This is a genomic window from Methylobacter tundripaludum, from assembly GCF_002934365.1.
In the GTDB taxonomy this organism is placed as follows: domain Bacteria; phylum Pseudomonadota; class Gammaproteobacteria; order Methylococcales; family Methylomonadaceae; genus Methylobacter_A; species Methylobacter_A tundripaludum_A.
This window is the reverse complement of the sequence record NZ_PTIY01000018.1, coordinates 43,687-55,712: the sequence shown is the minus strand read 5'-3', so window position 1 is coordinate 55,712 and position 12,026 is coordinate 43,687. Positions and strand designations below refer to the sequence as shown.

Below are 12,026 nucleotides of genomic sequence, written 5' to 3'. Positions count from 1 at the left end.
ACGCGACGTCTGGGCGGTCGGGACGATGTAAGGGTTAAGCAAAATAATCGGTAGCGCCAAACCAATCTACCGGGTTTGGGTTTGCCGGAGTCGGCTTTTCAATGATCAATTCGTCAAGGATATATTCCAGGCCGTAAAAACTGCCATTATCGAAAGCCTGATTCATCGGAGCGGCAATATCGTTATAGGTATCGGAATTTTGGGTAGCCATTTTTTACCTTCTTGTTTTTCGGACTGATGTACAAAATTAAGTGTAATACAGATCTGTTTTTTGTCATCGGAAGCGATGATTTTTGTGATGTTTTGCAGGATGCGCTTTGTTTGCTGAATAGAAACTGAAGCGGTAAATGCGGATAGGGGACGCGGTTAAAATAGACGGTGCTGCACCTTAGGGGGCTTACCGCGTTGCGTTGTAATTGATAAGGGCTACCCGCTCGCTGAGACCGGCCCCGCTGCCAATGCAATCGCCGCCCGTTGATTTTTGGTAAATGATAAGGGCGGAAGGCGGTCTTCGAGCAGGGTATCGACGATGGTCGCCGAGGCATTGGGTTGGGCAAAACGCAAGGCATTGAGTTTCATGCGAGCCAACCGGTCAGGATCTTCCAGTAACCGCTCCAGTTTAAACGGGAGGGTGGTTAAGTCGTTGCATTTGACGGCGATACCCTCTTCCAAAAGATGATCGCTGTTTCTTTCCTCTTGCCCTGGGATGGGGGACACCACGCACATGGGGAGCCCGCAGGCGATAGCCTCGGAGGTCGTCATGCCGCCGGGCTTGCCAATGAAAATATCGGCCATTTTCATCAGTTTGTGCATGTCGTCGGTGTAACCCAGGACTTTAAACCGGGAGCTTCGGCTATCGACTAATTGCAGGACGCGCTGTCTCAGTTCATCGTTGCGTCCGCAAATAACCACCGTTTGCGCGTCGCTATTCAGGTTGAGCATCCGCTCCACCATGAACTCGGTAGGACCCACGCCAAAGGCTCCCGCCGACAGCAGCAGAACCGGTTTTTCCGGGTTCAATCCGAGTCGAAGCCGTTCTTGTTCGCGATTGACGGGTTGTTGAAAAACGGGGGCGATGGGAATGCCGGACACCGTGATTCTTTCGCTGGGAATCCCGAGCATTTCAAGATGAGCCCTGGTTTCATCGATAGCGACAAAATAGCGATGGAATGAACGCGACAACCACATCGCATGAAAATCGAAATCCGTTACCACAATCGACAGGCGCGCTTGCAACTGCCGGGTTGCAATCAGGTGGGAGATGATGCCGGCAGGCATGTAGTGGGTGCAGACCGTAATATCCGGGTCGAATTCCCGGATAAATCGCACCAGCGGCTTGGTGTTCAGCCGGTCTATCATGTGCCGCATTCTGTCCGTGTGCCAGGGTTCATCGCTGGTTTTATACCACCAACCGAGGAAATTCGGCGCAGACCGCACCAGCGAGGTATAAAAGCTGGAATAGAAATCCCGGAACAGCTTGTTGGTGTATTGCAACGCATCATTATTGATGACTTCGGCAACCCGGCCGTCAGCGGCAAAGGAAAGCTCCAACGCTTCAGCCGCTTTGATGTGGCCGGTCCCCGCCCCCGCCGACATAATTAAAACCCGTTTTTTCATCAGTGCATGACGAACTTGTTTGATGTGCCTGCAATTTGGGCGGGATAGTCATGTAATTGTGCCATTTGCCCGGTTTCCCGATATTTCTTGCCGACAAGCGTTTGGGCGTGATGGAATGCCGGCGGCTCGGTCAGCCCAATAATGACGTCGGCGGCGAGCAAAGGGTGAATGAGATTAGGCATGGCATCCTCCTAAAAAAGACAATCGAGGCAGATCAAAAACCAAAATCAACATTCCCTTCTATTCATCCTGATCATGGCCATGTATTTTGGCTAACCAACCCATTGTCATCGATACAAATAGCCCAAACACGACCACAATGGTATGCACCGAAAATCCGGCGTCAATCATCAACGCATAAGCGCCGAGCATCAATAAAATGCTGAGATTTTCGTTGAAGTTTTGTACGGCGATAGAGTGTCCCGAGCCCATCAATTGATGTCCCCTGTACTGCAACAATGCGTTCATCGGTATCAAAAAACTGCCGGCCAGGACGCCAATCAGGATCAGCATCAGCGCTGCGGGCCGCCAATCGGTGACTAATGCCATGCCTAATACAACGAAGCCCATGGCTATTCCCAAGGGTAATACGTTTACGGCATGTTCCAACGGCACGGCCTTGGCCGCCACCACGGAACCGATGGCAAGGCCCACCGCAACCAAGGCAGTCAATTGAGTGGCTTGTTCCAGGTCGAGCTTTAGCGATACCGCGGCCCAGGCGAGAATAATGAAACGCAAGCTGGTTCCCGCGCCCCAAAATAGTGAGGTTACCGCGAGGGATACCTGGCCCAACGGGTCTTTCCACAGCAGCAGGAAAGATCGCCAGAAATCCGCCAACAGGAATCCCGGCGTTCGATTCGGCAAGGTGTGTTCAATGGGCAGCTTGGGAATATAGCAATTGAGTATCGCGGCCGCGAGATAAAAACCCAGGATGACCAAAATAGCGAACTCGGGGGCGGTATCAATGCCTGCATTGAACTCAAGCCCGCCCAGTCGCTGGATAATTTGATCTTCAACACGATGACCAATCAATAATCCTCCAACTATGGCGCCCAGAATGATAGCCGCAACGGTCAGGCCTTCCATCCAGCCGTTTGCCCATACCAATTTATCGGTTGGCAGATATTCGGTCAGAATGCCGTACTTAGCCGGCGAGTATAAAGCCGCGCCAACGCCGACAAAGCCATAGGCGAGCAATGGATGCAAACCCAACAACATGGCGGCGCAACCGATTATCTTGATGCTGTTGCTAATGAACATGACCTGGCCTTTCGGCAAGGCATCGGAGAATGCGCCGACAAACGGAGCGAGAACGATAAAGGCGAAGACGAAAAATTGCTGCAATACAGGGGTTTGCCAGGAAGGGGCATCCAGGCTTTTGAGTAGCGCAATGGCAGCGAATAGCAGTGAGTTATCCCCCAGTGATGAAAAGAACTGGGCCGCAAGAATGGTGTTAAAACCGCGATTCATCGAATGTGTACCCCTGTGCGACTTTGCGGAAAGCAGAATCATTGCACTCTTAAATGGTTAATATGAATTTATTGGATTTATATGTCGTTTGTGGTTCATCTATCTGTGAATGTCGGCTTCCAGAGGCTCATGATGGGCAATGGCCGACTCGGTCTTGTGCCATTTTATGAGTTCCAACGTTCCATTGGCGTGCTCCACTATCGCGGTGCAGCTTTCCACGAAATCCCCGGTGTTGATATATAAGAATCCGTCTATATCCTTCATTTCAGCGTGGTGTATATGCCCGCAAATAACACCGTCCAGGCCCTGGTCTTTAAGCGTATTGACGATGCTTTCTTCATAATCGGAAATAAACTGAACCACATTCTTGACTTTGAATTTAACGAAGGCGGCAAGGGAGAAGTTTGAGTGTATGCCAAACCAAAGCCTGACCATTCGCAGCAGGCGATTGACCTCAATGAGAAAGTCGTATCCGTCGCTGCCTAGTTTGGCAAGCCACTTGTGGCATTTGGCAATGGTGTCATATTCGTCGCCGTGGACAATCAGGAATTGCTTTCCCGTGGATGTGGAATGCACATCTGAATTTTTGACGGCGATGTCGCCAAAGACATAATCGTCGTATTGCCTGATATTTTCGTCGTGGTTGCCGGGTATATAGATGACCTGAGTGCCGTGTCTTGCCTTGCGCAGGACTTTTTGAATCACTGTATTGTGATCTCTGGGCCAATACATTTTCTTGGAAAGCGACCAAAAATCGATAATGTCGCCCACCAAGTAAAGTTTTTCACTCTCGTTGTACTTTAGAAAATCGAGTAAAACATCGGCTTGGCATTGGGTGGAACCCAGGTGCAGATCGGAGATCCAGATGGTTCGATAGGTGTTATTATCCATAATCAATCTTTTAGCAGTGTGTTACAAGCACAGGCGCTTTGTCGATGACCGTTTAACCGGTAATTATTGTTCAGGCGGCTCGCCAAAGAAATTGAATTGTTTTTCGCATAACCATGATCATGGGTGACTTATTCCGAAAGGCGGCGTTGGTTAGGGAGCAATATCTGCCCGTAGAGAATTAAAGTTACCAATTAAATTCGACGGCGTTTTGATGTTAACAGAAACAAATGAAAGTTATGTTACAAGTCGGGGCGGCTTCCTAAAAAGGTGTTAATTTAATAGCTCCTCTTAATGACTTAAGCCGGCCTTGTTTGGTTTTGCTATCCAGGCGCCTTAGCTTCGATCCGTTGGTTGGCTTGGTGGCTTTGCGCTTTTTGTGCGTGACAGCCGCGCTTTGAATGAGCGTCTGTAGCCGATTTAAGGCGTCTTCTTTGTTCTTTTCCTGGGTGCGGTACTGTTGCGCCTTGATGATAATTACGCCCTCTTTTGAAATGCGTTGGTCATTTAAAACCAGCAGTTTTTCTTTATAAAACGCGGGTAATGAGGACGCGCCGATGTCAAATCGTAAATGAATGGCTGTTGAAACTTTATTGACATTCTGCCCGCCGGTTCCCTGTGCGCGAATCGAATGAACTTCAATCTCGCTGTCCGGGATGCTGACTTGATTGGATATTTGCAACATGGGTATCAAGCTCTATGGTTAATCAAGTGATTTTGCATGTATTGAGTATACGTTATGGCGGGGAGTTGTGATCCGGCTATAGGGTGATAACATCCATATTAGCCGCATCAATGCCGCCTTTTATGATTTACAATATGCGATTGGCTTGTAAGCTATATAAACAGGTAGTTTCTTTGTTTAGCAAAGAGCTATTGCACAGAACCTCGCATGCACAGACGCTGTATGTAATTATTGAAAGTATTTTTTAAACAAGACTACACACCATCGGAGCGATAAAGAATGACCAAGCATGTTACTTTGACCCAGTTTATTATTGAACAGCAGCGCGAGTTGCCGGGCGTATCGGGAGCGTTTACTTCATTGCTGAACGATGTAGTGACAGCCTGTAAGAAAATTTCGCACCTGGTTAATCAAGGCAATCTGATTGGTGTGCTGGGCAGCGCCGATTCCGAGAATGTGCAAGGCGAAGTGCAAAAGAAGCTGGACATCATTACCAACGACATTATGGTCGATGCGCTGAACTGGACCGGTCATTTGGCAGGCATGGCGTCGGAAGAAATCGATGACATTATCCTTATTCCCCCGCAGTATCCAAAAGGCAAGTATCTGGCGCTGTTCGATCCGTTGGACGGTTCTTCAAATATTGATGTCAATCTGGCGGTAGGCACCATATTTTCGATATTGCGTTGCCGTGAGGGTGTGGATCCGGCGCTGGAGGATTTTTTACAGAAGGGGGCTGAGCAGGTTTGCGCCGGTTTTGTGCTTTACGGCCCGTCTACGATGATGGTTTTAACGACTGGGCAGGGTGTTAACGGCTTTACGCTGGACCAGGATATAGGCGAATTTATCCTGACTCATCCCAATATGACGATTCCTAATGATACCAGTGAGTTTGCGATCAATATGTCGAACCAGCGTTTTTGGGAGCCACCGGTAAAACGTTATATCGACGAGTGTTTACAGGGCAAGGACGGCTTGCGCGAAAAGGATTTTAATATGCGCTGGGTCGCGTCGATGGTGGCGGAGGTTTACCGGATACTGACGCGCGGCGGGGTTTTTATGTATCCGTATGATTTGCGCGATCCGTCCAGAGCCGGAAAGCTGCGCATTATGTACGAGGCCAATCCGATGGCGTTTATTATCGAACAAGCAGGCGGCGCTTGCTCCACCGGCCGCGAGCGCATCCTCGACATCAAACCCAAAGCCCTGCATCAGCGGGTCCCGGTTATATTGGGATCGAAAAACGAGGTTGAGCGCATTGTCGGCTATCACCAGGAAGGTTGATTGTAGAGGCCAGGATCAAGGTGAAAGACTAAAAAAGCCTCGCCTTTGTATGATAAAATTTTTGTTTTTTAATATCACTATTTGAGTTTTTCCATGAACAAACCTAAAAAAGTCGCGATTCTCACGGCAGGCGGCTTGGCCCCCTGCTTAAACTCAGCCATCGGCAGCCTTATCGAACGTTACACTGAAATCGATCCTAGCATCGAAATCATTTGCTACCGTAGCGGTTATAAAGGTCTGTTACTGGGTGATTATTACACGGTCACTCCGGCAATCCGCGAAAAGGCCGGTCTGTTACATCGTTTCGGCGGCTCGGTGATCGGTAACAGCCGCGTCAAGCTGACCAACGTTAAAGACTGCATTAAGCGCGGATTGGTTCAGGAAGGTCAGGACCCGCAAAAAGTGGCTGCCGACCAACTGGTTAAAGACGGCGTGGATATTCTGCACACGATCGGCGGTGACGATACCAACACCGCGGCGGCCGATTTGGCTGCGTTCCTGGCGCAAAACAACTACGGCCTGACTGTTATCGGCCTGCCGAAAACAGTCGATAACGACGTGTTCCCGATCAAGCAATCGCTGGGTGCCTGGACGGCTGCCGAGCAGGGTGCGCGTTACTTCTGGAACGTGGTCGCCGAAAACAATTCCAACCCGCGCATGCTGATTGTCCATGAAGTGATGGGGCGCAGCTGCGGCTGGCTGACTGCTGCGACCGCGTTGGAATACCGTAAACTGCTGGATCGCGCCGAATGGTTGCCTGAACTGGGTCTGGACCGCGCCACTTATGAAGTGCATGGCGTATTTATCCCGGAAATGGCTGTCGATATTGCTGCCGAAGCAAAACGTCTTCGAGCGGTGATGGACAAAGTAGATTGCGTTAATATTTTCGTTTCAGAGGGCGCGGGCGTTGAGTCCATCGTTGCTGAAATGCAAGCCAAAGGCCAGGAAGTGCCGCGCGACGCGTTCGGCCACGTCAAATTGGATGCGGTAAACCCTGGTAAATGGTTTGGCGACCAGTTTGCAGAAATGATCGGCGCGGAAAAAACCCTGGTGCAAAAATCAGGCTATTTTGCCCGCGCTTCCGCAGCCAATGTCGAAGACATCCGCTTGATCAAATCTTGCGCCGATCTGGCTGTTGAGTGCGCGTTCCGCCGTGAGTCGGGCGTTATCGGCCACGATGACGATCAAAACTTTGTCTTGCGTGCGATTGAGTTTCCACGCATCAAGGGCGGCAAACCATTCAATATCGATGCCCCTTGGTTTGATCAAACTTTGGCTGCCATCGGCCAGGCCAAGGGTGCCAAGGTTGAGGTTGGACACTAAAATTTAAATTGTATCGTTCCCACGCTCCGGCGTGGGAACGCAGTTAGTGGCGCCTGTCCTGAGCCCTGTCGAAGGGCTCCAGCGTCACTATTAAAATCTACGCTGGTTACCAAAGCACTTTCCCGTGCTACTATGGCGTTACAGTCATTCCTAATAGAGACAGTGCTATGGCAACGATTACTTTCGATACGTTAAAGTTTGCTGAAGCGATGGATTCACAACTGGCAACCAAGGCTGACTTAATGGATATGGAGAATCGTTTGATTAAATGGGGAATAGGCTTGGCATTTGGACAAATTGCTATTATTGCCGCACTTGTCAAACTGTTGTAGTTTTGTGGATATTCTGTGGCACGGAGTTTAGTCTACGTCGCAGGTTGCCGCTGTAAATGTCCCTCGAATATATTTTTGTTTACGGAACGCTCAGGCGCGATGCGAACAGCGAAATGTCTCAGCTTTTGGCGAAGTATGCAGAATTTGTGAATGATGCTACTTATCAAGGCTGGCTTTATAAAATCGATTACTATCCAGGCGCAGTTCCTTCTGACAATCCCAATGACGTGGTGCAAGGTGAAGTCTATCAGCTTCATCGAGCCGATGTTGCGCTTCCCCTTCTTGATCGCTATGAAGAATTCGGTCCCGAATTCCCTGAACCCAATGAATATATCCGTCGGAAGCAGGTTGTATTACTTAAAAACGGGCACTCCGTTATCGCATGGGTTTATGTCTACAATCATCCCACCGCAGGCTTGGAACTGATTCCATCGGCAAATCTTATTCAACAACCACTATGATCACCATTATCCAACGCGTAACTACCGCGAAAGTCACCGTCAACAACCAGGACATCGGCAAAATCGATACCGGTATTATGGCGCTGGTTGCGGTAGAAAAAGAGGACAGCGAAAAAGACGCGCAACGTCTGCTGGAACGTATCCTCAACTATCGGATTTTTGCCGATAGCGATGACCGTATGAATCTGAGTTTAAGGGATATTAACGGCGGCTTGCTGCTGGTGCCACAATTCACGTTGGCGGCGGACACCCAAAAAGGCAACCGGCCCAGTTTTATTTCTGCCGCGCCGCCGGAAAAAGGCAAGGAGCTATTCGACTATCTGCAAAACTTGGCAAAACAAACCCACGCAAAAGTTGAATTCGGCCAGTTTGGTGCCGATATGCAGGTTTCGCTGGTCAATAACGGGCCGGTTACTTTTACACTGCGAACGCGTACAGATTGATTAATCACCACGAACGACTGAATGGATGCAGGAGGTAAGCAAGGCATGGAGCAGTTGCCGAGACACGAAGAGCAAGAAGTTTTTACTCTGGTCTTTTCTTCGTGAAATTCGTGCCTTCGTGGTGTATGCTTTGAGCCGATTTTACCTACTCATCATCGTCCTCATAAGGCTGTGCTTTCACATTATCGGGAATTTTCGGCATCTTGGCCGACCGCAACAGCATTAACGCGCCGCCCAAAACAAACAGCACCGCGATTATAAACAATACTATCCACATTCAATCTACTCCCATTTTTGGCTTGCCTAAGCCGGTTACGGTAGAATACCCCATACCGTTCATTTATATACTTCAACATGACAAATATGTCTGGAACAAATTTACATTTACCCGAAGGGCGTCAGGCAGGACAGCCTGACGTGACCAATCCGCCGGGAGCGGATTTGCATTTATCCGAAGGGCGCAGGGCAGGACAGCCCTGCGTGAAACAAGTCGAATTACTTTCACCTGCCGGAACCCTTAAAAATATGCGCTATGCTTTCGCATATGGCGCTGACGCCGTGTATGCAGGATTGCCTCGTTACAGTCTTAGGGTCCGCAATAACGATTTTCTTGCTGATAATTTGGCTAAAGGCATCGATGAAGCCCACCAGTTGAGCAAGAAGTTTTTCCTGGCGACCAATGTGATTCCGCATAACGCCAAGGTTAAAACCTTTATCAAGGATATTGCCCCGATTATCGAGATGAAGCCTGACGCCTTGATTATGGCCGATCCGGGCTTGATTATGATGACCCGCGAAGCTTGGCCGGACATGCCGATCCATCTGTCGGTACAGGCCAATACCGTCAATTATGCGTCTGTCAATTTCTGGAAAAGCATGGGCGTCGAGCGGGTCATTTTGTCCCGCGAACTGTCGCTGGATGAGGTTGAAGAAATCCGCCAGCTTTGCCCCGATATGGAACTTGAAGTGTTTGTCCACGGCGCGTTATGCATTGCCTATTCCGGGCGCTGTTTGCTGTCCGGCTACTTCAATCACCGCGACCCTAACCAGGGAACCTGCACCAACTCCTGCCGCTGGAAATACGACACGCTGCCCGCAGAAGAAAATGCCGAAGGCGATTATCTGCCAGTCGGCGAAGTATTGTCGATGTCCGACATCAGCAACGCCAGCTGCGGCGGCGCGGAGCGGCATTCGTTGGCCGACAAGGTGTATTTTCTGGAAGAAGAGGGCCGCAAAGGCGAACTGCTGCCGGTGATGGAGGATGAAAACGGCACCTACATCATGAATTCGAAAGACTTAAGAGCCATCGAGCATGTGCAGCGCTTGGTCGAAATCGGCGTGGACAGCCTTAAAATCGAGGGGCGCACCAAGTCGCATTATTATGTGGCGCGTACCGCACAAACCTATCGCCAAGCTATTGACGATGCGTTGGCGGGGCGCCCATTCCAACCGGAATTGATCGGCGTTTTGGAAAATCTCGCCAACCGGGGTTACACCGACGGTTTTTATCAGCGCCACCATACCCACGAGCACCAAAACTATATGTCCGGCTATTCAAAAAGCCATCAACAGCAGTTTTGCGGAGAAATCAGGAGTTACGACCCGGTAACCGGCCTTGCTACCATTGATGTCAAAAACAAGTTTTCGGTCGGCGACAAGCTGGAATTGATACTGCCGGAAGGCAACCAGGATATTATCGTCGAGCGCATGGAAGGCATGTATGGACAAGAGATGGAAGAAGCGTCGGGCGGCGGCTATGAAGTGAAAATACCGCTGCCGGGCATTTGCGGCGATAACGGCTTGTTGGCACGATATACTTGAGATAGGCGAAGGACAAAAGGCAAAAAACCTTTCGCTCTTCGCCGCCTTTTATCCTTTTGAGATTTGAATCATGACTTTTACTACAGCCGATCTTTGCGATGCCCATTCAGGGGAAAGCTACTTCCAAATTGCCGAACCGCTACTTAAATCTTATGGCGGTCACTCAAGTTTTTGCGGCCAAATTACTACGGTAAAAGTTTTTGAAGACAACGTTTTGGTCCGAAAAATTCTGGAAGAGAAAGTGCGGCACAGGGTGTTGGTTGTTGACGGCGGCGGCTCCCATCGATGCGCGTTGTTGGGCGACGATATGGCAAAGCTTGCCATCGACAATGGCTGGCAGGGTATTGTGATTCATGGGTGCATCCGCGATTCTGCAATTATCAATCAACTCCCGATTGGCATTCGCGCGCTGCATACGCATCCGTTGAAAAGCCATAAGAAAGGCCACGGCGACCGTGATTTATTAGTCACATTTGCCGGCGTCAATTTCAGACAAAATCATTTTTTATATGCTGATGCCGACGGAATTATCGTATCAGAGACCATGTTGAGTTAGAATAACTCCAAATTAACCTAGTAAAGAAGTCAAGATATGCAAATTGTACTCGCCAACCCTCGTGGATTCTGTGCCGGTGTAGACCGGGCTATTGAAATTGTTGACCAGGCCATCCAGGCTTTCGGCGCCCCCATTTACGTTCGTCACGAAGTTGTTCACAATCGCACGGTTGTTGACGGCCTTAAAGAAAAAGGCGCAATCTTCATTGAAGATTTAACCGACGTACCGGTCGGTTCTTATCTGATCTTCAGCGCTCACGGCGTTTCCAAACAAGTACAGCAGGAAGCCAAGGAGCGTAATTTAACGGTTTTCGACGCTACCTGCCCGCTGGTCACCAAAGTCCATTTGCAGGTCGCCAAACATGCCAAAGAGAATCGTGAAGTCATCCTGATCGGTCATGCCGGACACCCTGAAGTTGAAGGTACGATGGGGCAATATGAAAGAGGTACGGACAATGGCGGCATATACTTGGTAGAAACCCCGGAAGACGTTAAAAATCTGAAGGTAAAAAACCCCGATGACTTGGCTTATGTTACGCAAACCACCTTGTCGATGACGGATACCAAGATTATGGTCGATGCTTTAAGGGCGCGCTTCAAGGCCATACAGGAACAGAAAAAAGACGACATCTGCTACGCCACGCAAAACCGTCAGGACGCGGTTCATGAATTAGCCAAAACAGCTGATATTATCCTCGTGGTTGGTTCGCCCAACAGTTCAAACTCCAACCGGTTGCGCGAAATTGCCGAGCAGCTGGGTAAACGGGCTTACCTGATTGATACTGCAAAAGATATGCAGAAAAACTGGTTTGACGGCATCGCAGTGGTGGGTGTCACCGCCGGCGCTTCCGCGCCTGAAGTACTGGTTCAGGAAGTTATTGATCAGTTAAAACAGTGGGGTGGACAATCGGCTATTGAGATTCAAGGTATCGAGGAAAAAGTGGTGTTTTCTTTACCCAAAGAATTAAAAAAGCACATCAACTAATTTCACCTGTTATGGGCGGCTGCTTCGGCGGTCGTCCGTCCCGGCTCTTCTTTTTTTGCGTATCAATGCCTGTTTAGTCGTAAGTCTGGATGAAAATTAAAGACAAAAATCACCGTTTTTATCTAAAATAGCCGCCGTACAACTAACCTTACGCTGATAATG

Annotated in this window: 15 protein-coding genes; 8 read left to right on the top strand and 7 right to left on the bottom strand. The window is 49.4% G+C overall.

Features of this window, described 5'->3' with window-relative positions; all coding sequences use genetic code 11:
- Positions 1 to 34: 34 nt before the first annotated feature.
- From B0F88_RS19460 to arfB, 6 genes are all read right to left on the bottom strand, one after another.
- Positions 35 to 211, bottom strand: coding sequence for a hypothetical protein (locus B0F88_RS19460; RefSeq protein ID WP_181049942.1), 177 nt, complete (start codon positions 209 to 211; stop codon positions 35 to 37).
- Positions 212 to 426: 215 nt separating this feature from the next.
- The gene (locus B0F88_RS16920) at positions 427 to 1,617 is read right to left on the bottom strand and encodes an MGDG synthase family glycosyltransferase (RefSeq protein ID WP_104425122.1); all 1,191 of its coding nucleotides are present in this window, start codon (positions 1,615 to 1,617) and stop codon (positions 427 to 429) included.
- Positions 1,617 to 1,799 carry a hypothetical protein gene (locus B0F88_RS16915; protein ID WP_104425121.1) on the bottom strand — a complete coding sequence of 61 codons (183 nt, stop codon included), beginning with the start codon at positions 1,797 to 1,799 and terminating at the stop codon, positions 1,617 to 1,619. Before B0F88_RS16915 ends, B0F88_RS16920 begins: the two co-directional genes overlap by 1 nt.
- A 58-nt stretch (positions 1,800 to 1,857) precedes the next feature.
- The gene (gene lplT, locus B0F88_RS16910; RefSeq protein WP_104425120.1) at positions 1,858 to 3,087 is read right to left on the bottom strand and encodes a lysophospholipid transporter LplT; all 1,230 of its coding nucleotides are present in this window, start codon (positions 3,085 to 3,087) and stop codon (positions 1,858 to 1,860) included.
- Positions 3,088 to 3,186: 99 nt separating this feature from the next.
- The gene (locus tag B0F88_RS16905; RefSeq protein WP_104425119.1) at positions 3,187 to 3,978 is read right to left on the bottom strand and encodes a UDP-2,3-diacylglucosamine diphosphatase; all 792 of its coding nucleotides are present in this window, start codon (positions 3,976 to 3,978) and stop codon (positions 3,187 to 3,189) included.
- Positions 3,979 to 4,237: 259 nt separating this feature from the next.
- On the bottom strand, positions 4,238 to 4,660 hold the full coding sequence (gene arfB, locus B0F88_RS16900) for an alternative ribosome rescue aminoacyl-tRNA hydrolase ArfB (protein ID WP_104425118.1): 423 nt from the start codon (positions 4,658 to 4,660) through the stop codon (positions 4,238 to 4,240).
- 279 nt (positions 4,661 to 4,939) lie between these two features.
- Here arfB and B0F88_RS16895 point away from each other — a divergent pair, with 279 nt between their 5' ends.
- The 5 genes from B0F88_RS16895 (at position 4,940) to dtd (ending at position 8,503) form a co-directional block, all read left to right on the top strand.
- Positions 4,940 to 5,944: a class 1 fructose-bisphosphatase gene (locus B0F88_RS16895; RefSeq protein ID WP_104425117.1), complete on the top strand. Its 1,005-nt coding sequence runs from the start codon at positions 4,940 to 4,942 to the stop codon at positions 5,942 to 5,944.
- 93 nt (positions 5,945 to 6,037) lie between these two features.
- The gene (locus tag B0F88_RS16890) at positions 6,038 to 7,267 is read left to right on the top strand and encodes a pyrophosphate--fructose-6-phosphate 1-phosphotransferase (protein WP_104425116.1); all 1,230 of its coding nucleotides are present in this window, start codon (positions 6,038 to 6,040) and stop codon (positions 7,265 to 7,267) included.
- Positions 7,268 to 7,434: 167 nt separating this feature from the next.
- The gene (locus tag B0F88_RS19455; protein ID WP_181049941.1) at positions 7,435 to 7,599 is read left to right on the top strand and encodes a hypothetical protein; all 165 of its coding nucleotides are present in this window, start codon (positions 7,435 to 7,437) and stop codon (positions 7,597 to 7,599) included.
- Between the two features lie 56 nt (positions 7,600 to 7,655).
- Positions 7,656 to 8,060, top strand: a complete 405-nt coding sequence (locus tag B0F88_RS16885) for a gamma-glutamylcyclotransferase family protein (RefSeq protein WP_104425115.1) — start codon at positions 7,656 to 7,658, stop codon at positions 8,058 to 8,060.
- Entirely contained in the window at positions 8,057 to 8,503 is a 447-nt protein-coding gene (gene dtd, locus B0F88_RS16880; RefSeq protein ID WP_104425114.1) for a D-aminoacyl-tRNA deacylase, read from the top strand. Before B0F88_RS16885 ends, dtd begins: the two co-directional genes overlap by 4 nt.
- 145 nt (positions 8,504 to 8,648) lie before the next feature.
- On the opposite strand, the gene B0F88_RS19805 is transcribed toward dtd, so the two are convergent.
- Positions 8,649 to 8,780 carry a hypothetical protein gene (locus B0F88_RS19805; protein ID WP_258076708.1) on the bottom strand — a complete coding sequence of 44 codons (132 nt, stop codon included), beginning with the start codon at positions 8,778 to 8,780 and terminating at the stop codon, positions 8,649 to 8,651.
- A 203-nt stretch (positions 8,781 to 8,983) separates the two neighbouring features.
- On the opposite strand from B0F88_RS19805, the gene trhP reads away from it, so the two are divergent.
- The 3 genes from trhP to ispH all read left to right on the top strand — a co-directional run bounded on the left by trhP (position 8,984) and on the right by ispH (position 11,864).
- On the top strand, positions 8,984 to 10,324 hold the full coding sequence (gene trhP / locus B0F88_RS16875; RefSeq protein WP_104425139.1) for a prephenate-dependent tRNA uridine(34) hydroxylase TrhP: 1,341 nt from the start codon (positions 8,984 to 8,986) through the stop codon (positions 10,322 to 10,324).
- A 70-nt stretch (positions 10,325 to 10,394) separates the two neighbouring features.
- The gene (gene rraA, locus B0F88_RS16870) at positions 10,395 to 10,880 is read left to right on the top strand and encodes a ribonuclease E activity regulator RraA (protein WP_104425113.1); all 486 of its coding nucleotides are present in this window, start codon (positions 10,395 to 10,397) and stop codon (positions 10,878 to 10,880) included.
- 36 nt (positions 10,881 to 10,916) lie between these two features.
- Positions 10,917 to 11,864 carry a 4-hydroxy-3-methylbut-2-enyl diphosphate reductase gene (gene ispH / locus B0F88_RS16865; protein ID WP_104425112.1) on the top strand — a complete coding sequence of 316 codons (948 nt, stop codon included), beginning with the start codon at positions 10,917 to 10,919 and terminating at the stop codon, positions 11,862 to 11,864.
- Positions 11,865 to 12,026 lie beyond the last annotated feature (162 nt).